Genomic DNA, 25,073 nt, shown 5'->3' with positions numbered 1-25,073 from the left:
GGACGGCCGTTGGCCGACGCTGACATTCGACAATGGGGCGGCCGACGGCCGCCCGGCAAGAACACAACAACAACGGAGGCTTTTTCATGGGCAAGGTAGTGGTGGTCACCTCGGGCAAGGGGGGCGTCGGCAAGACGACCTCGACGGCGGCCCTCGGGGCGGCCGTGGCCAAGACCGGCAAGAAGGTGGCGCTTGTCGATTTCGACGTCGGCCTGCGCAACCTCGACCTGATCATGGGCGCAGAGCGGCGCGTGGTGTTCGACCTCGTCAACGTCATCCAGGGCACGGCGAAGCTCTCGCAGGCGCTGATCCGCGACAAGCGGGTGGATACCCTGTTCCTGCTGCCGGCCTCGCAGACGCGCGACAAGGATGCGCTGACCGAGCAGGGCGTCGGCGAAGTCATCGACAAGCTGCGCTCGGTGTTCGACTACGTATTCTGCGACAGTCCGGCCGGCATCGAGCGCGGCGCGCAGCTCGCCATGCGCTTTGCCGACGAGGCGGTCATCGTCACCAACCCGGAAGTGAGCTCCGTGCGCGATTCCGATCGCATCATCGGCCTGCTCGACGCCCGCACCATGAAGGCCGAGCAGGGCGAGCAGATCGCCAAGCACGTGCTGGTCACGCGCTATGACGCGGCACGCGCTTCGCGCGGCGAAATGCTGTCCATCGACGACGTGCTGGAAATCCTGTCGGTGCCGCTGCTCGGCATCATTCCCGAGAGCCAGGACGTGCTGCGCGCCTCCAACCTCGGTTCGCCGGTGACGCTTTCGGAGCCGCTCAACACCGCGGCGCGCGCCTATCTCGACGCCGCCAGGCGGCTCGAGGGCGAGGAATTGCCTGTTATCGTGCCCTTCGAACGCAAGGGTTTCCTCGATCGTCTTTTGGGAAGGAGGGCGGCATGAACCTGCTCGACATCTTCAAGCGGCGCTCCAGTGCGCCGGTGGCGCGCGAGCGGCTGCAAGTGCTGCTCGCCTATGAGCGCCGCAACCGCAGCCAGCCCGACCTCGTCTCCATCCTGCGCGAGGAGATCATGGCCGTCATCGCCAAGCACGTGCAGATCGACCAGGACTACATCCAGGTCTCGATGGACCGCGGCGAGACCATGTCGACGCTGGAAATCGACATCCAGATCCCCAACAAGAGCGCCGTGCCGCTGGCCATGGCGGGGTGACTTAGCAAGACTTGGGTTCCTCGCCCCGCAAAGCGGGGGAGAGGTGCCTCGCGTAGCGTGGCGGAGAGGGGGCAGCGCGACGCTGGCAGGTTCCCCCTGAATTCATTGAAGTCGAGCCATCCCCCGCTCCGTCTCGGGCTTCGCCCGAGCCACCTTGCCGGGGCGAGCCACGGGTCTCGCCCGTCCTTCGGACCCCCCACTCCGTGGGGGCGAGGAACCCAAGTTCTGCAAGGCCAGCGCCGACACCCGCGCATTGTCGCTCGCGGCATCTCCCCCAAAATGTCCCGTATTAACCTTCGTTGCGACGGGGGCTTCCCCTACGCAATCGGCGGATGTAAGGATATATTAGGAATTTGTTAAGTTTCCAGTCGAGGTGTGCGTAAAGGGAGTTCGGCCATGAACTTCAGAGGCCTGATCAAGCGTGCTGAAGAGGTAGACAAAGCAGTTCAGGACCTGCAGGTCGTATTGGCAGATCAGGACCTGCAGATCGAATTGGCGGACGCGCTGGACGCAAGTCTGGATGCCGAAGACCTGGCGCCGCCAAAGAGCCACGATGTCCCCACCGCGGACACTGACGACCCGCCACCCGAGGCCGATGCTGTAAACGCGGACAGTCCCGACGATACGGACAGTGCCGAAAACGGGCCACGACTGACACCTCATACCCAGACCCGACTGGCTGCATTGAGTGCCTTTGAAGGGCTCTTCCACGACGCCAGGGATTATCTGGAGGAGATCAACGACAAGCTGTCGGAGATCGGGACCTCACACCATCTGACGCGCGAATTCCTCAACATCCTCCACAACGACATTCTTCGCGCCAACGAGCTGGAGCTTACAAATGCCGGCCTGGCCAACGAACAAAGAACGCTGGCGGAAAAGCTGCACGACACGGTGAGAAAGCTGCGCGAGCGTGAAGGCGCTCTCGAAGTGCTGCAACAGCGCGAGACAAGCCTGGTTCAGGACAGGGAGGCGCTTCGTGCCGCACTTGCCGCGACAAGGCTGGAACTCGTGGAGACAGCCAATGCGAACGCAAAACGCGAGGCGGAGTTCGGCGACATCGCCAAGCGGCTGACCGGCAGAACGGTCGAGGCCAACAGGCGCTTGCGCGAGAGCAAGATGCTGCGGGAAAAGCATGTCAAGCTGTCGATCGAACTCGACAAGGCGCTGAAGCGGGAATCCCAGGCGCGCCACAGGCTCGACGAACTCTCGACGATCCATGCCAGCGAAGCAGCGCGGCTTGCGGAACTGCTGGCCGCGCTCGGCAAGAGCGAGAAAGAGGAGATGCGGCTCCAGAAGTCGCTTGAGGCCGCCCAGGCGAAGCTGTCGGAAACCACCGAAGCGGCGCGCCTGATGGAAGGCGACAAGGAAGCCGAGCTGGCTCGCAGCCAGGCGGAAATACGCGGCTTGGGTTCGGAGATCCAGAACCTGCAATCGCGGCTGGAGCAAACCTCGAACGAGAACAGCGAGGCCACCAGCGAGATCGCCAGGCTCAAGAGCCAATTGAACGACACCCTGGCCGAAAAGAAAATCGCCGATGAAAGGTTGTCCGCTCTCAACCATGAGAACGAAAACGACAAGCAGAGCCTTTCGAAAGTGAATGCCAATCTTTCACAGCTTGCGCTGCAACAGGCGTCGGAACAGATACAGTTCGACGTCCAGAGGCAGGAATGCGAGGACCTCAAGGCCGAAATCGCCTCGCTCAATGCGCGGATCAAGGAATTGCTGCCTTACGAGCGGCTCCACAAGGCGACCAGCGCCAGGCCGCGCGAGGCCGAGGTGGTCGAGATTGGCGGCGTCGTGGCGGAGAAGGCACGTGCAGCGGGCAGGCGGCGCATCCGCAGAAATCTCCGCGCCTCGACGTAGCGCAATTCAAAGCGCGCCGGGGATTCACGCGACGCGCTTCAAGGTCTTGTTTTGATGCATGTCATTGGCCCAAACCGCTCGGCACTTTGGGGTGACATGCATCAGTCGAGTGGTCCGTGCTGGTAAAGCTCGTCCATGCTGAGCGATGCGAGGGCGCCGAAAGGCGCCTGCTTCTTCACCCGGCCGGCGCTCAGGATCACCACGTCGTCGCAGAACGAGATGGTGCTGTGATGATGGCTGATGACGATGGTCGTGCGGCGGCCGGCTCTTGACTTCAGGGTCTCGACGATGGCCGCTTCCGACAGTCCGTCCACCGCATTGGTGGCTTCGTCCAGGATGAGGAGATCGGGATCGCGCACCAGCGCCCTGGCGAGCGCGATCCGCTGCCTCTGTCCCGCCGAGAGGTTGATGCCCCTGTAGCCAACGAGCGTATCGTAACCCTCAGGAAGCCGTTCGATGAATTCATGCGCTTCGGCCAGTCTTGCGGCGCGCTCGGCGTCGCCGGCCGTGGCTGCCTCCTGGCCATAGATTATGTTTTCAAAAATGCTGCCATCGACCAGTTCCAGCTCCTGGCTGGCCAGGGCGATGTGCCGGCGCCACTGGCTGGCATCGATCCCGTCGAGGGGTGATCCATCGACGAGAATCCTGCCGGTGTCCGGTTCCACGAAGCGGCACAGGAGATTGACGATCGTCGTCTTGCCAGCGCCCGAGCGGCCGATCAGCGCCGTCGAGCGGCCACTGCGGATTTCGAACGTCGCCGAATGCAGCACCACTTCACGCCGATCCGTGCCGGAATAGGTGAACGTCACATCATCGAATTTGATGCCCTGGTGCAAACCGTGGAACGGCCCGTCGCCTTGCGGCGGCCCGGGCTTGCCGGCGGGATCCAGCATCCACGTCACCTCCTCGAGCGATCCGCTCAGGCCCTGCAGCTGGCTCCACGACCCTTGCAGGGCCCGCATATGCGGCTGCAGCCTGTAGAGCAGTATGACGAACGCAATGATCAGCGGAAAACTCACTTGCGCCAACCAGGCGCCGATCACCACCGCCAGGAACAGAATGGCGTGGAGAACCTCCGTCAGCGGCGGCAACGCTCCCTGGCGCACAAGCAGTGCGAAAGAGGCGCGGCGAACCGCATCGGACGCCGTATCGAATATCGCCTTCTCCCGGCTCTCCTGTCCGAAAATGCGGATCAGGCGTCCGGCATGCACCAGATGGAGCATCTGCGAGGCGAGATGGCTGTTGCGCGAGGCGACGCTGCGGCTGGGCTCTTTCAGATTGGCCGAGAGGATGGCGTGCGCGATCTGGACGAGCGCCAGCCCGATCGTGACCAACAGCGTCATGCGCCACGAAAGCAGCAGCAGAAAAGCCAACAGGATGACGGCGGCCGATGCGCTGACGATGGCCGACAGCATGATCTGGATCGCATCCGACGCCCGCCAGGATTCGTTGGAGATGATGTTGAGCAGCCGTCCGGGACTCTGCCGCAGGAAGAATGGATAGCCGACCCGCAAGAGCTGCTCCGACAACGCGCTGCGGATCGAATGGCTCGCCTTGCCATAGATGAAGGTCGTGAGCAGCGTGTTGGCGAAGGCGAAAACGTTCTTCAGGATGATCGAGCCGAGGATGGCGATCGAAATGACAACAAGCCGGTCGCGCTCGCTCAAGCCCGATCCGACGTGCTGGAGGACCGCCGAGAAGCCACCCATTCCCGGCGCCTCCCCGTGTCCCATGATGATGCCCAGCAACGGGATGATCAGACCGATGCCGAAGCCTTCGAGGACGGCGCTGACCAGGCCGAGGGCCACCACGGCCGGAAGCAGGCGCAGTTGCCGCTTTCCGAACGCCCGGAACAGCATCGGCAGGCTTGGCGGTAGCAACGGCATTATAGCGTTTCACCTCGCCTGGGCATTGGCTTGCTCGTCTTGCCGCAGCGGCTCAGCCTGCGGCCGTCTTGCCAGCAGAAGAACCGCGAATTTGGCCGCTCCGAGCAAATTCATGGCGACGATCGGCCAGTGCGGCAGATTGAGTTCACGATCAAAGACAGGCCCGCCAGCCAGTTCCCGCAATGCGCCTCTCGCCGCCCAGTAGAAATGACGAAGCAGCCAGGGCGCATGGAGAACATGTTTCAGGCAGAGCCCGCCATTGCCCAGACTGTAGTCGCGGTGGAGCTTTTCGATGGATCCGCGATCCCGCCGGCCATGATGATGGAATATCGTCATGTCCGGGACATACTCGACCGCGAAACCGAGCAACAGCGCTCGCACAAGGTAATCGGTATCCTCCGCCGCCCGCAATGGCGCGCCCGCGCCGAAGCGTTCGTCGAAATCGCCGATACGGGCCGCGACATCGCGGTGCATCGTCATGTTGCAGCCCAGTACAAAACCGCCGGGATGAACATCCGGCGTCAGCCGCTCGCGCACACGCGACCGCTTGATCGTGAACGGCAGATCCCTGGGATCGCCAAGCTCGACTCGGCCTCCCCGGATGAGCCATTTTTCCCCGGACGCATAATGTCGCTCCAGATCGCGCAGGTAGTCGCAATCGACCGCGCAATCATCGTCGACGAAGACCAGCACGCGGCCGCGCGCGCGCCTCAGCCCGGCGTTGCGGGCAGCCGCCAATCCGGGGCGCGGCTCGCAAATGGCCGTGAAGGGAACATCCGACAGTTCGGCGATGCTGGCCAGGTGTTCGGCCGTGCGGTCGCTCGAACCGTTGTCGACGACCACGAGTTCAGCCGCGAAGCTGGCATAGGCGCGGCACGCGGCCTGCACCGACTTGATGCAGGCCTCGAGCACTGCGACACGGTTGCGCGTACAGATGATGAAGCTGACTTGCGGCGGCGAGCGTTCCGGGCGGGGAACGGCCGGAGCGACGCCAAGCGCCGTCGAACGATCGCGCTGCAGGGGCTGGTTGGCTTTGACGGTCATTCCTTTAACTCAACCGATAAGGTGCCAAAACCGCAGCAGCAGGAGCGGATTTGAAGAAGTATGCCAAGGCGTCTGCCTGCCTGCTGGCCGACAGCGAGGCAAGGCTGAGCCAGGGCGCCCAGGTGCCGGGACGCAGCGCATATTGCTCGCGGCGCCGGATGACGTTCCACTTCGCGGTCCGCGTCAGCAATTCGTGCGTCAGCGGGGGCTGCTTTTCGTCGGCGACGAGCTGGTAGAGAAAATAGAACAGGTTGAGCGCGCCAGCCTCGAAGCTTGGCCGCGTCGCGGCGGGCAGGGAGCAAATCTCCTCCTCCAGCTGGAGGATGAAGTTGGCCGCACGGGTAACCGTATCGTGGCTGACGGCATTGCCGATGTCGCGCAAGTCCTGCGTTGCTTCCGCGAGGCCCTCGCGCTCCAGGTTCTCGGCGACGATCCGCAAATGCGTCCTGCGCATCTCGTTGATGTGCCGGCTGGTCACGCTTTCCTGATGGACGCGGTAGATGAGCAGGTTCTCGGGCATCATGGCCGCCGGGTAACGGCCGGCCAGCCGCCTGAAAAGATCGAAATCCTCGGCGTGCCTGTAAGTCTGGTCGTAGTGGAGGTCATCGTCGTCGATGACCTCCCTGTTGTAGACGACCGTCGGGTGCATGAAGATCGTGAAGAACTTTGCCAGTATAGGGATGCGGCCGAGCTGGAACACCGGATCGGGCTTGCCCCTGGCGATGCGGCCGCGGATCAACATATCGACGCCGGCGCCGCAGAAGCCGAGTTCGGGCCGCCGCTCAAACAGCGCCACCTGGCGCGACAAGCGCCAGGGATAGGCGACATCGTCGGCGTCCATCCGCGCGACCAATTCGCCCCGGGCGAGCGCCAGCCCTTCGTTGAGCGTCGCGACGAGGCCACGGTTTTCGCGCGAGATGATCGAGATGCGGCTGTCGGCCTCCTGGTATCGCTCGAGGATCTCGAGGGAATTGTCGGTCGACCCGTCATCGATCGCGACGATCTCCAGGCGGCCGTAATCCTGCCGCAGGATGCTTCCCAGCGCGGCGGCGAGAAAGGGCCCGGCATTGTAGACCGGCAGCAGCACGGAGACGAGCGGCGCGGCGGTCATCGCGTCACATCCGTTCGCTGGATGTCGAGCGATTGGCGGCCATCGGGCGATCCGCCGGGCGCGATCGCGAGCCAACCGGTATGGCCGGCCTGCGCGGCACGAGCGCGCGCGACGTAGGGGAAGTGGTGCTTCAGGCTGTTGAGCGGCCTTTCGAAAATCACCCAGGAAATCCAGGCCACGACGATCGTGGCGGCACTCGCTACCACGAACCGCCCTGGCCCTTGCTCCGAGACATTGAGCGGAATCCAGGGCTGCGACTTGACGGCGAGCGACAGCAATATCGGATGATAGAGGTAGACGCCGTAGCTGATACGGCCGAGGCCGAGCAGCGGCGGCAATTCGGCAAGCTTGCCGAGGCGGCCGCCAAGGCCGCGCGAACAGGCGGCGACAATGGCCATCAGCGGCACCAGGGGCAGGACTTGCTGCACCAGCCAATGGGCCCATTCCAGCGTCGGATCGGCAGGCGCCGGGACAAACCACTCGATCATCAGGAAAGCGGCCGCGAAGGCAGGCCAGCCCAGTCGCATCCATTGCGGCAGGCCGGCGCCCCTGGACCGCCAGCAGGCAAGCAATGCGCCCGACGCCAGCGCATCCATGGATGCCGGCGGCAGCAGGTCGCGCGCCAGCGCCGGGGTGGCGGTGACCGGCCAGTAGAAGCGATAGGCCAGCGACAGCGCGATGACGCCGATACAGATCGTCTCGAAGCGCCTGCGTGGGGCGAGCAGGACGACCAGTGGCCAGGCAAGGTAGAACTGCTCCTCGATGCTCAGGCTCCAAAAATGGCACAGCACCCAGGGTGTCCAATCATTGCGCAGCGCATACCAGAAATTCGACAGATAAAGCGCGTGCCAGACAAGCGATCCCCTGGACTGGTCCAGGTCAACCAGCCAGACGAAACCCAGCACGGCAAAATAGGGCGGGAATATCCGCAGCGCCCGCCTGATGTAGAAGGAGCGCAGCGCGGGGCCGGTCTCGAATTCGGCGGCCGAACGCGCTTCCAGGAGCAGGCGCGTGATCAGGAAGCCGCTCAGCACGAAGAACAGCCGCACGCCGATATGGCCCCAGAATGAAGCTCCTCCCGCCGCGAAGAAATGGGAATACATCACCATCGTCACGGCGACGGCCCTGAGTGCATCCAGTTGGATGTCGCGGGCGTTTCTCATCGGCGGCTTCCGCCGGCGCGATGTCCACGATGAAGCCGACTGCTGGTCGGCTCGAGCGGCAGGGTGCCGGCATCGCCGATCCCACGCATTGCAACTCCGGCCCGGCCGGGCTCGAAATCGACGTAGGGACAACTCAAGTTGGCCAAGCTGGCGGTTCCTCCACGGCCTGTGTCCAGTCGCGAAAAGTCCCCCAGGAGATGGATCGGCTATGCCATTGTGCAGCGCAACACAAAAAATTTACCCAGCTGAAACACTTCGGTGAGTAGGCGCCAGATCATCGACAAAACGGCCAGATACCCACCTTTCGGCGACTTTTTCCAGAAATTCAGCCTTGCTTGCGCGCTGCAGCATAGTTGCCTTTTCATCGGTTGGTTGCACGGGCCCGACCGCCGTATTTCAGCGACGATGGCTCGCCTGCCTGTATGAAGTGGGCCGCGCCTTGGCTATGCGGCCCTATCCGTCACCCCGCCTCAAACCCCACCGTCTCCTCTAGCCCGAACGATCCGCTGTCCTGCCCCACCAAGCCGCCGGCGCTGCCTCACGACAGGCGGGCCGGTTCCCCGTATTCCTGTTCCGCCAGGCGAGTTTGCGCCGGGCGACAGGGAGGACGACCCAAGTGACATCGACGTCAATTGCCCGTCGCGAGGCGGCGTCGCTGCCCATCGCGGCCCTGATGGGCGCCATGGTGTCGATCCAGATTGGCGCCACCTTCGCCAAGGGCTTGTTCCCGCTGATCGGCGCGCAGGGCACGACGACGCTGCGGCTCGTCGTGGGCGCGCTGATGCTGATCGCGGTGCTGCGGCCCTGGCAAATGCGGCCCTCGCGCGCCACCATGCCGTGGTTGGTCGCCTATGGCGTGACGCTGTGTGCGCTCAACCTTCTGTTCTATGCCGCGCTCGCCACCATCCCGCTCGGCATCGCGGTAGCGCTCGAATTTTCCGGGCCGCTGCTGGTGGCTACGCTGGCGTCGCGGCGCGCCAGCGACTTTGCCTGGATCGCGCTTGCGGTGGCCGGCATCGTGCTGTTGTCGCCGTTCGTTCATTCACTCGCACCGCTCGACCCGACCGGGGTGATGCTGGCGCTGGCCGCGGGCGGATTCTGGGCCCTCTATATCGTGCTCGCCCAGAAGGCGGGTGCGGAGCTCGGCACTCGCACCACGGCCTACGGAATGGCGATCGCCGCCGTGCTTGTGCTGCCCTTCGGCGTGGCGCAAGCGGGAACCGCGTTGCTCGCGCCATCGATCCTGGTCAGTGCCTTGCTCGTCGGCCTGTTTTCCAGCGCATTGCCGTTCTTTCTGGAAATGGTGGCGCTGACTCGAATGCCGGCCCGCATCTATGGCACGCTGACCTGCCTGGAGCCGGGGCTGGGCGCGCTGGCCGGCTTCCTGTTCCTGCACGAGAGCCTGACCATGACGCAACTGGCCGGCATCGCGGCCGTCGTCGCCGCGGCTTTCGGTACTGCGCTGACATCGCAGCCGCCGGTGCCGTCGCCGGAGTAGGGGCGACGGACGTAGAGGCTCATGCCGCGAGTGCTTCTCCGGCGCCTCCCAACCGCCCTTCGAGAATTGCCCCCAGCCTTCGCGTTGGTCAGAACCTCAAGCCGAGATTGACCTTCGCACCCTGGTCGACCGTGCCGCCGCCGAACTGTCCGGTGTAGGAGAGCCCCAGCGTGGCATTGGCCGACATGTTCAGGTCGAGGCCGGCCACGACCACAGCAGCGTCCCTGGCGACAGGCACGCCGGCGATGGTGAAGAGATCGCCGCCGGCGAAGGCGAAGCTTGAGGCCGGGGTGTCATCACCGAAGGCATGGCGCCAGCCGAGCATGCCGCGCGCCGTGGCCTTGATCTGGCCGAGGCCCAAATCGGTGGAAGCACGCAGGCCGAGCGTTGTGAAGGTTGCATCGGTGGTTGAGCCGGCACTGGTCAGCGCCGCCGCACCGCCGGTTTCGGTGAAGCCATCGGTGTGCACGCTGACATAGGCGAGGTTGGCGAAGGGTTCGACCTTGAAATGCCCGGCATCGGCCTTGTAGGCGAGTTCGCCGAACGCTTGCGCCGTGCCGGCATCGTAGTCGGCGGACAGCCCGTCAGTGAAACCATTGAAAGCGACGGCGCGTTTTGTCGAGAGGCTGTTCCAGCTGTAGGCCGCACCGGTGCGGAAGGCGATGGCGCCCCAATTGGTGCCGCCATAGAGACCGAGATGGTAGCTGTCGCTCTTGCCCGATGAATTGCGGTCATCGGCGTCGAAGGACGAATGGCTGTAGCCGCCTATCAGGCCGACGCGCCAGGTGCCGAGCTGGGTGTCGGCGCCGGCCAGCAAGCCGCCAGTCGAGCGGTCGAAGGCGGCGGCGTTGCCGTCGCTGTCGGTATTTCCCCAGGAGCCGAAAGCCTGGCCCCAGACGGCGAAACGGTCGGTGTCGGCGGCGACCATTTCCGGGCCGCCCTCGCCATAGGCCATGACGGGCAGGGCAACAGTGCTGCCGGCATCGCCGAAGGCGGCGCTGATGCGGCTGGTGGCGGCGTCGCGGATGAAACGGCTGTCTTCCAGCAGCATGCCCTTGGCCGAGGCATGGATTTCGCCCGAGAGCTGGTCGAAGGCGTCCTGAACAGCCGCCTCCGAAGGCAGTTGCAGGATGGCGTCGTATACGGGATTTCCGCTGCCGAGGCTCTCAGTGCCGGCGCCGGCGGCGATCTGGTTGGGCGTCAGACCGACCGAGGCGAAGGACTTCTGGACAACATCGAGATAGACGTGATTGGCGTCGTAGCTATCGACCAGGCCGAGGAAAACCGTCCCGGTGTCGCCGGCGACCGTGTAAGTCCCGGTGACGCCGCTATCGGCTTGCAACACGGTATAGTGCGTGCCTGCCACATAAGGCGCGCCGTCGAGTTTGACCACGTCGATCAGCGCGCCGCTGTCGATCGTTGCCGCACCCGTCGCATGCAGGAAATCGGAGCTACCGGTCGAGGTCAGTTCGACCTGGTAGATCGACCCCGCCGTCTGCGCGACGTTGCCGGCGACATCGAGCGTGCCGATCGAATTGCCCGGCGCGATGATGCCGCCCGACTGCGCCACGATGCCGCCCACCGTGCCGTTGCCGCCCAGAGTGCCGCCCATGATCGTCACCAGAGAGTTGGCCAGCGAACCGTTCACCGCCAACCGTCCGCCGCTCACGTTGGTGGCGCCGGTGAAGCCGCTCGAATCGGCGGTCAGGTTGGTGTTGCCGGCGATCTGGTTGATCGTGCCCAGTCCGCTGATAGCGGCGCCGAACGCATAGTTTGCCTCGGTATGATTGAAATTGAGCGCGCCGGTGCCGAGGCCGAACTGCAACGTGGCAGAGTCGAGGATGCCGGCGCCCGTCGCCGCGGCGCCTGCCGCGCCGCCAATGTTAAGCGTGCCGGTCGAGCCGGCCTGGCTGGCGATCACGGTAGCGAAGTCCACCAGAGCGGTGCCGTCGTTGGAGAGCGTCACCGAAGCGGTGCCGCCTACACCGATCACCAGGTCGCCGTGCATCTCCCACAGCGAAGTCGGGCCGTCGACCGTTGCCTGGCCCGTGGCATCGGCACCGATCGCCATGACGGTGAGGCCGCCGGAGGCGATGCCGCCATTGGTGACGGCAAGAGTGCCGCTTCCTAGAAAGCCAAGGTATAGGCCGTTCTTGTTGGTCCACTTCGAGTCCATGCCGTCGACGGTAACGGCACCAGTGGCTGTTGCTCCCTGGCCGACACTAACGGTATCGGCATCTGCTGAACCGCCGTTGGAGATTGCAAGCGTCGCGTGACCGGCCAAGCCTACGGTGAGACCGTCATCCGTGCTCCACGAAGATCCCGCCCCATCCACAGTCACGGTCGCCGTTGCGGTATCGGACTCGCCGAGGATCGCTGCCTGGTTGAGAACGTGGCCGCCATTGGTGACATCGAGCGTGCCGGTGCCGCTATAGCCGACATAGAGGTCGCCGCTGTTCGTCCACTTCGATCCAGCGCCGGCAACTGTCGCCGCACCAGTGGAGCCTGCATTCATGCCGAGATAGGCATCGCTATTGGTGACCACACCGCCATTGGTGATATCGAGCGTGCCAGTGCCGGATTCGCCAATGAAGAGAGGACCGCTGTTGGTCCATGTCGAACCGTCGACGGAAACTGTGCCGGTCGACATGGTGTTGACGCCTATGGAACTGTATTGATCGCTGACCTTGCCGCCATTTGTAATGCTTAGCGTTCCGGCGCCTGAATTGCCGACAACCAGATATCCGTTGCTTGTCCAGGTCGAGCCCGCGCCGTCCACCGTCAGCGAACCGCTCGATCCCAAACCGTCGGCGATAATGCCGGAATTGCCAAGCGAAACGGCGCCACCGTTTGAAATAGTTAGAGCGCCCGCACCTTGGCTGCCGATATAAAGGTGGTTCCCGTGCCAGGTCGAACCTGTACCATCGACCGTTGCGGTACCGGTGGAACCGGAAATGTAGCCCAAATACCCATCGCTGTTTGTCACCGCGCCGCCATTGGTGACATCGAGCGTGCCGGTGCCGCTATAGCCGACGTAGAGATCCCCGCTGTTCGTCCATGTCGAGCCCGCGCCGTCGACTGTCGCCGCGCCGGTGGAGCCTGCATTCATGCCGAGATAGGCATCGCTATTGGTGACCACACCGCCATTGGTGATATCGAGCGTGCCAGTGCCGGATTCGCCAATGAAGAGAGGACCGCTGTTGGTCCATGTCGAACCGTCGACGGAAACTGTGCCGGTCGACATGGTGTTGACGCCTATGGAACTGTATTGATCGCTGACCTTGCCGCCATTTGTAATGCTTAGCGTTCCGGCGCCTGAATTGCCGACAACCAGATATCCGTTGCTTGTCCAGGTCGAGCCCGCGCCGTCCACCGTCAGCGAACCGCTCGATCCCAAACCGTCGGCGATAATGCCGGAATTGCCAAGCGAAACGGCGCCACCGTTTGAAATAGTTAGAGCGCCCGCACCTTGGCTGCCGATATAAAGGTGGTTCCCGTGCCAGGTCGAACCTGTACCATCGACCGTTGCGGTACCGGTGGAACCGGAAATGTAGCCCAAATACCCATCGCTGTTTGTCACCGCGCCGCCATTGGTGACATCGAGCGTGCCGGTGCCGCTATAGCCGACGTAGAGATCCCCGCTGTTCGTCCATGTCGAGCCCGCGCCGTCGACTGTCGCCGCGCCGGTGGAGCCTGCATTCATGCCGAGATAGGCCGCCTTGTTGCTAACTGCGCCGCTGTTGACGATCGCCAGAGCGCCGGTGCCGAGATCGCCGACAGTGAGATCCCCGCTGTTGGTCCAGGTCGAGCCCGCACCGGTGACGGTAGCTACGCCAATGGAACCCTCCCGGCGACCGAGATAGGCACCGGTACCGAAGTAGCCAACGGCGTTACTGACGGCACCGCCATTCGAGACTGTCAACTCGCCATGGCCCCAGTCGCCGACAGTCAATCCCCCGCTGTTGGTCCAGGTCGAGCCCGTGCCGTCGACAGTCGCGGTGCCGAGCGAATCGTAGTAGTCGCCTAAGAAGCCGTTGACATTGTTGACCGAACCGCCGTTGGAAATCGTCAGCGTGCCGACACCCTGATAGGAAACATAGAAATCGTCGATACTGTTCCACGAAGACCCCGCACCATCGACGGTCGCTGTGCCAGTCGACCCTACGAAGGTGCCCAAATAGCCTTGACTGTCACTGAGCGTGCCACCGTTCAAAATCGCCAGCGAACCGACATCGCCGGCATTCCTGCCCACGAAAACCACAAGCCCATTGGCGTTGGCGCCGCTTATCACCGTCGGATTCGGCGTGAGCGTGGTGAGGTTGGCGTAGTCGGTGGCGCCAGGCACCGCAACCGGGGTCCAGTTGCCGGGGTCGAACCAGTCGGTCGAAATCGCACCGGTCCAGGTCACGTCGGCGGCCGAGGCCGGCAGGGTCGTCGCCACGATGCCGGCGGCGCCAAGCATCAGCGCGAGCGAACTGACGCTGGCCATGTGGCGATGATCGCGCAACGGATTGACGTATTTCGTCGGCACGGTCGAAGCCAGCGTCGCCTTGCGGCCTCCAAATGTGTTCTGCGGCATCCAAACCCCTGACATGATAGTCGTTTCACCCTGAGCCTGACATGTCATTGGAGCCCAGCTGTTGTCTTGGGCAGGACCGCAATGGAATTGGACTGGAGCGAAGTGCCGTGCTTTTTCCGCGCACTGTGGCAGTTTGGCGCCATCGATCGCCGCGGGATCTCGGCTTTTGACGGAGAGGGATTCGGAAATCGCGTCGTGTTTCCGGTATCCGGATTCTACCTGGCGCTCGTTGGCGTGTAGCCGAAGCGGCGGCGAAAGCAGCGGTTGAAATACGACACATCGCTGAAGCCACTGATCATGGCGATTTCGCTGACGCGCATCTCGCTATTCTGTCTCTGCGAGAGCAGCTTATGAGCGCGCTGCAGGCGAAGTTCGAGAATGCGCTCGGAAAAGCTGATGCCGGTCTCCTGCAGGAGATCTTGAACATAGCGCGCCGACAGGCCGAGTTCTTGCGCGACGCCCTGCGCCGAGATGCCGGGGTTGGAAAAATTCTCGGCAATCTTTGCCAGCACCGCCTGCAGCCTGGCCGCTGGCAACCCGCGCAAGCCGGCCAGTTCGGCGGGCTCACCCTTGGCGCCTGTCACCAGGCCGATCAGATCGACGATTGTCTGCGTCGCGTGCGCTATCAAATCGGGCGAGACGAGAGGGCGGCCGGTTTCAAGAAGTTGGCAATAGCGCTTGAGAAAATCGAGAGCTTCGTTCTCGGCGCCGATCTTCAACGCCAGCCTGTCGTCGATCTGCGGGAAGGCCTGGGTGAGGACTGCACGGGGGACCACCACGTTTGTCCACACATTGCTGTCGGAACCGTGCATTTTCAGCGCTTCCGATGCCGTGACCAGGACCGCTTCGCCCTGTCCGACACCATAGTCGCGGCCGGCCTGTGCGCCGGTCAGCAGCGTGTCGGATTTGTTGATCAGCAGCAGATAACCGTCGTTGCCGTCGTCGGCGATATTGCTTGCCTTCCTCGTTGCATGCTTGATCGTTCCGGACATCTGACCAAGAACCAGTGATCCGACAGCCGTGGCTTCGATCGCGGCTTCGAAAGGCAGGTTGTCCGACATGCCGTATTCGACCGACCATATCTCCGCGAGGTGGATGTCTTGCCAGAGGGAAAATCGATCGCGATCACTGAGATGCGAGGGCAATTGAGCCGATGAAAACACCGTCTTTTGTGGCAATTGTGTACCCGATATATTTGCGTTCTCTAATATAGCGAGCGCGATGCTTTCCATTTCAAGAATAACCAGCGACAATGGCCGCCTGGTGTCAACTGGTCGGATTTATATCCTTAATCGAGTTCAACCACGCGTGGCGTCACCCGAAAGTGTGACTTCGCGAAATCCTCCGAAGCGAGATCGGGGCGTGCAGGAGGCATGATGGAGAGGCTGAGCAGCGACGTCCTTTCCTCGATTATCGGCGATATCTACGATTGCGTTTTGAACCCCGACGGCTGGGCCGGGGTAATGGCCCGGATCACAGAGGCGGTCGACGCCGCCTACACCACCATCGCGCTTGCCAGCACTGCCGGCAATCGTGGCCGCTTCGCGGCTCAATCGCCCTGGGATCCCGTGCAAATGCGCGTGCTCCAGGAGGACTATGATTTTGACGCAATTCCCGGACTGAGGGCCGCGATCGTCGGCGACATAGACACGCCTGTTGCGACGCTGTCGCATATGAGCGAAGCCGAACTCCAGCAGACGCCATTTTTCCAGAATTGGGCCAAACCGCAGGGATTGCGCGAGGCCTGCATCACCAAATTCGTTCATACGCCGGACCGGATCGGGCTGATGGGTTGCACCACGCGGGCCAGCAGGGAGGTCATCTCAATCGAAGAACAGCGTTTCCTGGCATTGCTCTCGCCGCATCTGCGCCGCGCTTCGATGATTGGAGACCTGCTCGATCAGGCCCGCGTTACCGCCAACCTTTATCGCCAAGCGCTCGACCATCTCGCTGTGCCCGTCGTTCTTACCGGCGCCAACGGAAAGATCCTCCATGCCAATGGGGCGGCCGATCGAATGTTTTCGGCGCAAGGCCCCATTCTTTCCAAGCACGGCCTGCTCCAGGTGCAGAACCTGGTGACAGCCCGCGCCCTGCTGGAGGCAATCGCCAGTGCCGCGAGCGAGGACGCTTCGCTCGGCTCCCGCGGCATAGGCCTGCCCATTTCGGCCCCCGGTCAGCCGCCCGCCGTCGCCTACGTATTGCCGCTGACCGAGGGAACCGCGCGCGGCCTTCCGGCCGGCATGTGCCGCTGTCTTCGTTTCGACCACGACGTCTTCTTCTCCACTTCCGGAAGCCGTTCTCACCGCGCTGTTCGACCTGACGCCCGCGGAGGCGCGGGTTCTGCTGCGCATCGGCAGCGGATTGTCCGCGTCGAAGAGCGCGCTGGCGCTCGGCATCGGCGAAAACACCTTGAAGACCCACCTCAACCGTATCTTCGCCAAAACCAGCACGAGACGCCAAGCGGATCTCGTCAAGCTCGTTTCGGACATAGGCACGCCGCTTGCACCTCAGTGACGGCGCCCCATTTCGGGGCCGGTTAGCCAAATGGTGCGATCCGGACAGGAGATCGGATAAGGTGGTCGCGCTCGAACGCCACCCGTACCCGCCGATCTGCTCGACGTTGCGCAATGCGGCAAGGGTACTGCGCCTGCACCGGACGGCGCCCCCTTCTGCCTGCCGGCCAATCACTTTGCCAACTCTCACCGCCGCCAGGGCGGTTCCGGCGCGAAGCGCTTGCCGATCCAGTCGGCAAAGGCGCGGGTCTTGGCGGCTTGTCCCTTGGCTGAGGGCGTGACGACGTAGATCGCGCCTTCGTCGGCCAGCGTCCAATCCTCCAGGATTGGCACCAGCCGTCCGTCGGCGAGTTCGCGGCCGACCAGCCAGTCCGTGCTCATCATCAGGCCGACGCCTTGCACGGCGGCATCGACCAACACCTCGGCATCATCGGTGACCAACGGGCCGGATACCTCGACGCGCACGCTTCGGCCCTCGCGGTTGGTCATCTCCCAGGCTGGAAAGGTCTGAAAACCGCTGAAGCCCAGGCAGGAATGTTCGAGCAACGCCTGCGGGGTCTCCGGCTTGCCCCTTCGGGCGAGATAGGAGGGGGCGGCGCAGAGCAGTCGCCGCCGTGTCGCCACCTTGCGGGCCACCAGGCGGGAATCCTCCAGAGCGCCGAGCCGCACGGCGACATCAAAATTCTCGGCGACCAGATCGGCGAAGCGGTTGGAGAATTCGGCCTCGATGCGGACATCGGGAAACTCGGCAAGGAATTGCGGCAGCAGCGGCCCGATCCACATGCGTCCGAACGTGCCGGGCAGCGCCAGCCTCAGCAGGCCGCGCGGGCCGCCGCGGGCATACGCCGACGCGGCAGCCTCGGCCTCGTCCACGGAGGCGAGGATGGCGCGCACCCGCACCATGAATTCGGCACCCGCCTCGGTCAGCGACACGCTGCGCGTCGTGCGATGGAGCAACCTGACGCCCAGCCGCTCCTCCAGCGATTGCAGGCGCCGCGACAGGATGGTCGCGTCGCGCCCGACACGCGCCGCCGCCCTGGTGAAGGAACGCGCCTCGGCGATGGCCGCGAAAGCCGCCATTTCGGCAAGGGTCAGTGGTTCGCGAGATTGCTGCATGACTTACAGTACTCAAATGTAAAAAGCAGGGATTATCCAGAAATACCGCAGCAGCTAGATGCACTCAAGCCATCAATCGTCCCACAGGAGTGAAACCATGAAAGCCATCGAGCTGAGCCATCCCAGGCTGGACGCCTTCCGCGCCGCCACCATTGCCACCCCCGAACCGCAGCGCGGCGAAGTGCTGATCCGCCAGCGTGCGGCGAGCCTCAATTTCGTCGATGTCGCGGTGGCGAGCGGCAATTATCCCGGACCGAGCTTTCCGCTCGTCCCCGTCGCCGACGGCGCCGGGGAGATCGTCGCACTGGGCGAGGGGGTTACGGGATTCGCCGCCGGCGATCGCGTCGTCGCCCATGCCAAGCCCCGCTGGATCGGCGGCCGGCCGCGGCCTTACGAGATGAGGCAGATGCGCGGCATCTCGCTGCCGGGGTCGCTGGCCGAATATGTCGCGCTGCCCGCAAATTCGGTCGTGCCGGTGCCGGCGCATCTCTCCTTCGAGGCGGCGTCGACGCTACCGATCGCCGGCACCACCGCCTGGAACGCCATCCGCGCCGCCGATGTCGGACCGGGCTCGGTCGTCGTGCTGCTCGGCACCGGGGGCGTCTCGATCTTCACCCTGCAGCTTGCGAAAGCTGCCGGCGCCACCGTCATCATCACCTCGTCGTCGGACGAGAAGCTGGAGCGGGCGAAGGCACTGGGCGCCGATCATCTCATCAACTACCGCGCGACGCCCGACTGGGACGGCAAGGTGCTGGAACTGACGGACGGCCTCGGCGCCGACCTCGTCGTCGAGACCGGCGGCACGGCCACCTTTGCCCGCGCCATCAACGCCACCGCGCCCGGCGGCACGCTGTTCGCCATCGGCTTCGTCACCGGCGCCGAGGCCACGATCAATCTGCTGCCGATCATCATCAAGGCGCTGAAAGTGGTCGGCAACAACACCGGATCGGTGTCCGACCTCCGCGACGCCGTCCGCGCCATCGGTGCGGCCAGGATCAACCCGGTCGTCGACAAGGTGTTTTCGCAGAATGAAGCGGCCGAAGCCTACGCCCACATGGCCGCCGGCGGCTTGCACTTCGGCAAGCTGGTGTTCGGGTTGGAGTGGTGGTGAAGCGGATAATCTCCCCCCGAGGGGAGATGTCGCCGAAGGCGACAGAGGGGGTCGTCTCGCGTGAAGCGCCAACCTGATCTGCTGCATTGGGCCGAGCCCAGTCGAACCGACCCTCTCTGGCCTGCCGGCCATCTCCCCCTCAAGGGGGGAGATCACGCTCTCACTCTCAGATCAGCTTCTCCAGCGTGATCGGCAAATCCCGAACTCGCTTGCCCGTCGCATGAAACACCGCGTTGGCGATCGCGGGGGCGACGCCGACGATGGCCAGTTCACCGACACCCTTGCCGCCGAGCACCGAGGAATGCAGGTCGGGGATGCCGACCGAGATCACCTCGATGTCGGGGATGTCGGCATTGGTCGGCACCAGATAATCGGCGAGGTTGTTGTTGACGATGCGGCCATGGCGGCGGTCGACGATGCCTTCTTCGAGCAGCGCCTGGCCGATGCCCATGATGATGCCGCCCTTCCACTGGCTTTCGGCGAGCTTCGGGTTGTAGAGCCGGCCGGAATCCAGCGCCGACACCACGCGCGACACCCGCACCGTGCCGAAATCCTCATCGACGCGCACCTCGATGAAATGCGCGCACCAGGAGTGGCGGGAATAGTCGCCTTCGGTGTGCGGCAGCGCCATGGCGATGGTGGTGTAGTTCTTGTAGCGATCCTCCGGCGTCGAATGGGCCGGCATGGTGTCGCCGGTGGCCTCGATATGGTCGCGGCCGACGCTTTTGAGCAGCTCGGAGATCGAGACGTCAGGCCCGTCGCCGCGTGGCGACGAAATACGGCCGTTGGCCACAACCAAAGTGTTGGCCTGCAGCGTGTGGAAGGGTGAGCGTGGATCGCTGATCGCCAGCCCGATCAGCTGGTCGAGCGCCGAGATCGCCGCCTTATGGACCGCACCGGTCATCACGCCGGCCAGCCGCGAGCCGCCGGCGACGCCGGCGCGGGGCAAGCGCGAATCGCCTAGCTTCACCACGACATGGTCGGCCGGCACGCCGACCGTTTCAGCGGCGGTCTGCACCAAGATGGTGTAGGTGCCCTGGCCCATATCGATCGAGGAGCTTTCGACCTCGACCGAACCGTCGGCCAGGATGCGCACGATCGCCTCGCCATAGGCGCGCCGCACGGGATAGGTGCCCGCCGCAACGCCCCAGCCGATCAGCTGATTGCCGTTGCGCATGGAGCGCGGTTCGGGCGTACGCCTGGACCAGCCGAAGCGTTCCGCGCCGGCGGCAAAAGCCTCGCGCAACTGCCTGGTCGACCAGGCTTTTTTCGCTTCCGGATCCTGTTCGGCATAGTTCCTCAGCCGGATCTCCAGCGGATCGACGCCGACCTCGTAAGCGAGCTCGTCGATGGCGCTTTCAATGCCGAAGGCAGAGGGGTTTTCGCCCGGCGCGCGCATGGGGCCAGGCACTACAGAATTCACCCGCACGACATTCTGCCTGGACGAGAAATTCGGCGTCGCGTACATGATCGAGGTGACCGATCCGAGCGGCTCGACCCACATGCCGTCGATGGATGTTTCATTGACGCCGCGATGCACGATCGACTGGATTTTTCCTTGCCGGTCGGCACCGATCGTCACCGTCTGCCGCGTCGCGGCGCGGCCGCCATAGCCGGTGAAGGTCTGCGGCCGCGTCATCACCAGCCGCACCGGCCGGCCGAGCATCTTTGCTGCAGACGCCGCCACCGCGCCATGGCTGAGCGCCAGTGCCTTGGAGCCGAAGCCGCCGCCAATATAGGGCGAGACCAGGCGCACATTTTCGAACGGCACGCCGAACCATTCGGCATAGGTGCGCGCCATGCCGTCCAGCCACTGGCTCGGTTCCCATACGGTGAGGCGGTCGCCCTCCCAGCGGGCGATCAGGCCATGCGGCTCCATCGGCGCCTGGTACTCGCGCGGCGTGTTATAGGCGGCGCAGATGCGCACCGGGGCCGAGGCGAAAGCGGCTTGCGCGTCGCCCCATTCCTTGGTCATGGCGTCGATCGGGATGCCGTCGCCGGCCTTGGCGTCGCTAAGGTCGACGATGGCGTGCGTCTCGTCATAGCTGACCTTGATGAGGGCTGCCGCGGCGACCGCCTGCTCGAAGGTTTCGGCGACGACAGCGGCGACATGCTGGCCCGAAAAGGTGATGTCGCGCGCCAGCGGGCAATAGGGCTTGTCGGGCGGCGGCGTGCCGAACCAGTCCGAGGCGGTCCTCAGGCTGAGGATGGTGTCAGGCGTCAGCACGTGCAGCACGCCGGATGCCGCCTGTGCCTCCGCGGTGTCGATCGAGCGCACCTTGCCCGAGGCAATCGTGCTTTCGACCAGCACGGCGTAGGCGAGGCCTTCGAGCTGCTGCTCGACGGCGTATTTGGCAGCACCGGTGATCTTGGCCGGGCCGTCGACGCGCGACAGCCGGCCGCCGACGACTTCCGCCAGCGCGCCGTCGGATGCATCACCATGTCTGATGTTGTGAACGGTCATGCCGTCTCTCCCATTTTGAGGATGGCGCGCGCGACGACACGCGGCGCCAGTTCAAGCTTGTAATGGTTGGCGCCATGGTCGACGGCGCCTTCGATCGCGAGCAGGCTGGCAGCGCGGACGGCATCTGGCTCCAGCACCTTGCCCTTCAGCGCGTCCTCCACGGCTCGCGCCCGCCAAGGTTTGGTCGCGACGCCGCCAAGCGCGACGCGCAGGTCACCGACGGTGCGCCCATCGGCCTCGAATTCGATGCCGACGGCGGCACTGGCCGCGGCAAACTCATAGGATTGCCGATCGCGGACCTTCAGATAGGTCGAACGCCGGGCAGAGGCCGAGCCGGGGATCTCGATGGCGGTGATCATCTCGCCCGGTTCGATAGCGTGTTCCTTGTTCGGCGTTGTGCCGGGCAGTAGGAAAAAGTCGTCCACGGGGACCTGGCGATCGCCGAGATGCACGATCGCATCGAAGGCGACCAGCGCGACGGCGAGGTCACCCGGATACATGGCGATGCAGGCTTCGCTGGTGCCGAGCACCGCATGGCCCCGTGTGACACCGCCGATGGCCGAACAGCCGCTCCCGGGTTCCCGCTTGTTGCAGGCGGGGAAATTCGCCGGATCGCGGAAGTAAGGACAGCGCGTGCGCTGCATCAGATTGCCGCCGATAGTCGCCATGTTGCGGATCTGTGCGGAAGCCGCCTGCCACAGCGCTTCCGAGACGGCTGGGAAGCGGCTCTTGATGCCGTCGTGGTCGGCGACGTGGCTCATCTTGGCGAGCGCGCCGATGGTGGCTCCGCTCTCGTCCAGCTCGATGCCGTTCAGCCCCTTGAGATGGGTGATGTCGACCAGTGTCTCGGGCTCGGCGACGCCGCATTTGGCGAGGTCGATGAGCGTGGTGCCGCCGGCGAACAGCATGGCGCCGGGTAGGGCGGCCGCCTGTCTTGCCGCATCGACCGAGCCGGCGCGCAGGTAGGAAAAATCCCTCATGATGCGACCTCCAATGCAGCCTGGCGAACGGCGGCGACGATATGCGGATAAGCGCCGCAGCGGCAGAGATTGCCGGCCATGTATTCGCGGATCTCGTCATCCGAGCCGGCATGCCCCTCGCGGATGCAAGCCACCGCCGACATGATCTGGCCTGGCGTGCAATAGCCGCACTGGAAGGCATCCTGTTCGAGGAAGGCAGCCTGCACGGGATGCGGTTCGCCCTCGCGTGCAAGCCCCTCTATGGTGGTGACGGTGCGGCCCTCGACTTGCGCGGCCAGCGTCAGGCAGGCCAGCACGCGCTCGCCGTCGACATGCACGGTGCAGGCGCCGCACTGGCCGTGATCGCAGCCCTTCTTGGTGCCGGTCAGGCCGAGCCGGTCTCGCAAGGCGTCGAGCAGCGTGACGCGCGGCTCGAGTTGCAACTCGTGATGGTGTCCGTTGATATCGAGATGGACGGGAATTGTTGTCTTGGTCATGGGCGTCTGGCTCCAGTTGCTTGACGCGGATGGGGATGAATTGGTGTTGGGTCGGGCGAGGGCAAGGGCGCGAAGGGCGTGATCTCCCCCCTTGAGGGGGAGATGGCCGGCAGGCCAGAGGGGGTCGCCGGACGTAAAGCGCTAACTTCCATCTGCCGCAGGAGGTCGCGCCCAGTCGAGCCGACCCCCTCTGTCGCCTTCGGCGTAATCTCCCCCTCGAGGGGGGAGATTACACGCTCGGCATTTTGCAGACGTGACATATCGGTTCCCCTGATTATATGATAAAGGCGCTCCACTAAAACGGAGGTGCCTCCGTTTATTACGTGGGGGCTGACCCGGATGGGTTCAAGCCCCATATTTCGGCAGTGGAGAAAAAAGTGGCCGTGGAGCCGTCCGTCATCGTTGAAGAGAAGGCCGAAGGCACCGAGGCAAAGCCGTTGCGCGCCGATGCACAGCGCAACCGCGACCGGCTGGTCGAGGTGGCGGCAGCCGTCTTTGCGGAGCACGGTATCGATGCCTCGCTGGAAGAGATAGCGCGCCAGGCCGGCGTCGGCATCGGCACGCTCTACCGACATTTTCCGACGCGCGAGCACCTTGTCGAAGTGGTCTACCGGCGCGAGGTGGAGGCGCTGTGCGCGGCCGCCGGCGAGCTCGCCGAAAAACACCCGTCCGATGTCGCGCTGGAACAGTGGATGCAGCGCTTCGTCGATTACATCGCCACCAAGCGCGGCCTGGCGACCAGCCTGCGCATCCTGCTCAACACCAATTCGACGCTGTTTTCCGACACGTCCGGCCGGGTCTCGCAGGCGCTTCGGCAACTGGTCGAAGCCGCGGTGGCCGACGGCACCATCCGCGGCGACGTCGACGCATCCGATGTGCTGCATGCGCTGTCCGGCATCTACTCGGCGCCCGACACGCCGGAATGGCGTGACCGTTCGCGCCGGCTGGTCAAGCTCTTGATGGACGGGTTGCGGTTCGGAGCTGTAAAGGGACGGTGAGAGCGGCCGGATTCCGGCCGCGCGACAACCAGACCTGTCCATGATTTGAGGGGCATGAGATGTATGTGGGCCGTTCCTACAAGTTGATAGATTTCGCGCTCTGGTCGCGGCGCAGCGTCATCTACATGGTGGTTGTGAGCGGACTGGCTGTCGCTGCTTACCGTCTACCGGGGATTGCCGGCTTCTCGGTGCCATGGCCGGTGGTGCTCGTGCTCGGCACCACCGTGTCGCTCGTTGCCGGGTTCAAGAATTCGCAGGTGTTCACCCGCAGCAGTGATGCGCTGCAGGCCTTTACGCAAATTACGGCGAGCAGCCGGTTGTGGTCTAATTTCTGCAGGGACTTCATCGATGCGCCGACGGCAAAGCAGCTCATCTACCGCCATATCGCCTGGATGACGGCGTTGCGCTTCGCCCTGCGGCGGCCGATGCCGTGGGAATCCATGGCGCGGGCCGCCAATGTCGAATACCGGCGTCGCTACCGCATCCATGAGGATGCGAGTTCGGTCGCCGAGGAACTGCGTCCGTTGTTGGCCGAACAGGCCGAGGACGTCCTGAAGTCGCCTCAGCCGGCGATAGCGCTTTTGGAAATGCAGTCGGTCCAGGTCAATGCGTTGCTCAAGGACGCAAAAATTCCTCCGCAGGTCTATGTCGAACTTATCAAGCTGATCCGCGATTTCCATGATCAGCAGGCGCGCTGCGATCGTATCAAGAACAATCCCTATCCAAGGCAATACGCCATCGTCAGTTCCATGTTCGTCATGATCTTTTGCACTCTGTTGCCGTTCGGGGTGGTTCCGGTCTTTGCCGACATGGGCAAACTGGGCGGCATGCTCGGCCCGATCGCGATCTGGCTGACGATCCCGTTCAGCACGCTCCTGGGCTGGGCCTACATGTCGCTCGACCAGGTCGGCGAAAGCAGCGCCAATCCCTTCGAGGGCAATGCCAACGATGTTCCGATCTCGCAGATCTGCCGCGACATCGAGATCGAGTTGCGCAGCGGGCTTGGGGAGGTTGATCTTCCCAACCCCTGGCTGCCGGTCAATGACATCGCGACCTGAAGCGCTTCGTTGCGGCAATCTGTATGATGCCCGACACCT

Annotated in this window: 18 protein-coding genes; 8 read left to right on the top strand and 10 right to left on the bottom strand. The window is 64.0% G+C overall.

Annotated elements, in window-relative coordinates; genetic code table 11:
• Positions 1-86: 86 nt before the first annotated feature.
• The 3 genes from minD to NKI20_RS17220 all read left to right on the top strand — a co-directional run bounded on the left by minD (position 87) and on the right by NKI20_RS17220 (position 3,037).
• Positions 87-902 carry a septum site-determining protein MinD gene (minD, locus tag NKI20_RS17230; protein WP_031260481.1) on the top strand — a complete coding sequence of 272 codons (816 nt, stop codon included), beginning with the start codon at positions 87-89 and terminating at the stop codon, positions 900-902.
• Entirely contained in the window at positions 899-1,171 is a 273-nt protein-coding gene (gene minE / locus NKI20_RS17225; protein ID WP_352486085.1) for a cell division topological specificity factor MinE, read from the top strand. Before minD ends, minE begins: the two co-directional genes overlap by 4 nt.
• Positions 1,172-1,567: 396 nt before the next feature.
• Positions 1,568-3,037: a coiled-coil domain-containing protein gene (locus tag NKI20_RS17220; RefSeq protein ID WP_352832250.1), complete on the top strand. Its 1,470-nt coding sequence runs from the start codon at positions 1,568-1,570 to the stop codon at positions 3,035-3,037.
• 101 nt (positions 3,038-3,138) lie between these two features.
• Here the strand turns inward: NKI20_RS17220 and NKI20_RS17215 are convergent, their stop codons facing one another.
• From NKI20_RS17215 to NKI20_RS17200, 4 genes are read right to left on the bottom strand one after another with little or no spacing between them, the layout of a single operon-like run.
• Positions 3,139-4,923: an ABC transporter ATP-binding protein gene (locus tag NKI20_RS17215; protein WP_352832247.1), complete on the bottom strand. Its 1,785-nt coding sequence runs from the start codon at positions 4,921-4,923 to the stop codon at positions 3,139-3,141.
• A 9-nt stretch (positions 4,924-4,932) separates the two neighbouring features.
• Complete coding sequence (locus NKI20_RS17210) at positions 4,933-5,967, bottom strand: glycosyltransferase family 2 protein (protein ID WP_352832244.1); 1,035 nt, start codon at positions 5,965-5,967, stop codon at positions 4,933-4,935.
• A 4-nt stretch (positions 5,968-5,971) separates the two neighbouring features.
• A complete protein-coding gene (locus NKI20_RS17205; protein WP_352832241.1) occupies positions 5,972-7,078 on the bottom strand; it encodes a glycosyltransferase family 2 protein in 1,107 nt (368 codons plus the stop codon).
• The gene (locus NKI20_RS17200) at positions 7,075-8,241 is read right to left on the bottom strand and encodes an acyltransferase family protein (protein ID WP_352832238.1); all 1,167 of its coding nucleotides are present in this window, start codon (positions 8,239-8,241) and stop codon (positions 7,075-7,077) included. The genes NKI20_RS17205 and NKI20_RS17200 overlap by 4 nt, the downstream gene beginning before the upstream one ends.
• Before the next feature lie 616 nt (positions 8,242-8,857).
• Between NKI20_RS17200 and NKI20_RS17195 the strand changes: the two genes are divergently transcribed.
• Entirely contained in the window at positions 8,858-9,739 is an 882-nt protein-coding gene (locus NKI20_RS17195; RefSeq protein ID WP_352832235.1) for an EamA family transporter, read from the top strand.
• An 88-nt stretch (positions 9,740-9,827) separates the two neighbouring features.
• Here the strand turns inward: NKI20_RS17195 and NKI20_RS17190 are convergent, their stop codons facing one another.
• Both NKI20_RS17190 and NKI20_RS17185 read right to left on the bottom strand, forming a co-directional pair.
• On the bottom strand, positions 9,828-14,318 hold the full coding sequence (locus NKI20_RS17190; RefSeq protein WP_352832231.1) for an autotransporter outer membrane beta-barrel domain-containing protein: 4,491 nt from the start codon (positions 14,316-14,318) through the stop codon (positions 9,828-9,830).
• Between the two features lie 215 nt (positions 14,319-14,533).
• Positions 14,534-15,379, bottom strand: coding sequence for an AraC family transcriptional regulator (locus NKI20_RS17185; protein ID WP_352832227.1), 846 nt, complete (start codon positions 15,377-15,379; stop codon positions 14,534-14,536).
• A gap of 312 nt (positions 15,380-15,691) precedes the next feature.
• Between NKI20_RS17185 and NKI20_RS33745 the strand changes: the two genes are divergently transcribed.
• Positions 15,692-16,858: a PAS domain-containing protein gene (locus NKI20_RS33745; protein ID WP_502898131.1), complete on the top strand. Its 1,167-nt coding sequence runs from the start codon at positions 15,692-15,694 to the stop codon at positions 16,856-16,858.
• 159 nt (positions 16,859-17,017) lie between these two features.
• Here the strand turns inward: NKI20_RS33745 and NKI20_RS17165 are convergent, their stop codons facing one another.
• Positions 17,018-17,947 (bottom strand): LysR family transcriptional regulator, encoded by a 930-nt coding sequence (locus tag NKI20_RS17165; RefSeq protein WP_352832216.1) that lies wholly within the window; start codon positions 17,945-17,947, stop codon positions 17,018-17,020.
• A 97-nt stretch (positions 17,948-18,044) separates the two neighbouring features.
• On the opposite strand from NKI20_RS17165, the gene NKI20_RS17160 reads away from it, so the two are divergent.
• Positions 18,045-19,058, top strand: a complete 1,014-nt coding sequence (locus NKI20_RS17160) for a zinc-dependent alcohol dehydrogenase family protein (RefSeq protein ID WP_352832213.1) — start codon at positions 18,045-18,047, stop codon at positions 19,056-19,058.
• Positions 19,059-19,224: 166 nt separating this feature from the next.
• Here the strand turns inward: NKI20_RS17160 and NKI20_RS17155 are convergent, their stop codons facing one another.
• Genes NKI20_RS17155 through NKI20_RS17145 form a run of 3 tightly spaced genes read right to left on the bottom strand, consistent with a single transcriptional unit; the run spans position 19,225 to position 22,978 of the window.
• Positions 19,225-21,522: a xanthine dehydrogenase family protein molybdopterin-binding subunit gene (locus NKI20_RS17155; RefSeq protein WP_352832210.1), complete on the bottom strand. Its 2,298-nt coding sequence runs from the start codon at positions 21,520-21,522 to the stop codon at positions 19,225-19,227.
• Positions 21,519-22,502, bottom strand: a complete 984-nt coding sequence (locus NKI20_RS17150; protein WP_352832207.1) for an FAD binding domain-containing protein — start codon at positions 22,500-22,502, stop codon at positions 21,519-21,521. Before NKI20_RS17150 ends, NKI20_RS17155 begins: the two co-directional genes overlap by 4 nt.
• Complete coding sequence (locus tag NKI20_RS17145; RefSeq protein WP_023760152.1) at positions 22,499-22,978, bottom strand: (2Fe-2S)-binding protein; 480 nt, start codon at positions 22,976-22,978, stop codon at positions 22,499-22,501. Before NKI20_RS17145 ends, NKI20_RS17150 begins: the two co-directional genes overlap by 4 nt.
• A gap of 377 nt (positions 22,979-23,355) precedes the next feature.
• Between NKI20_RS17145 and NKI20_RS17140 the strand changes: the two genes are divergently transcribed.
• Positions 23,356-23,976, top strand: coding sequence for a TetR/AcrR family transcriptional regulator (locus tag NKI20_RS17140; protein ID WP_352602104.1), 621 nt, complete (start codon positions 23,356-23,358; stop codon positions 23,974-23,976).
• Between the two features lie 59 nt (positions 23,977-24,035).
• The gene (locus NKI20_RS17135; RefSeq protein WP_352832203.1) at positions 24,036-25,034 is read left to right on the top strand and encodes a bestrophin family protein; all 999 of its coding nucleotides are present in this window, start codon (positions 24,036-24,038) and stop codon (positions 25,032-25,034) included.
• The last annotated feature ends 39 nt before the right edge of the window (positions 25,035-25,073 follow it).

The sequence above is a fragment of the Mesorhizobium sp. M0830 genome, from assembly GCF_040319965.1.
Taxonomy (GTDB): Bacteria; Pseudomonadota; Alphaproteobacteria; order Rhizobiales; family Rhizobiaceae; genus Mesorhizobium.
This window is presented reverse-complemented; position numbering and strand designations above follow the sequence as displayed.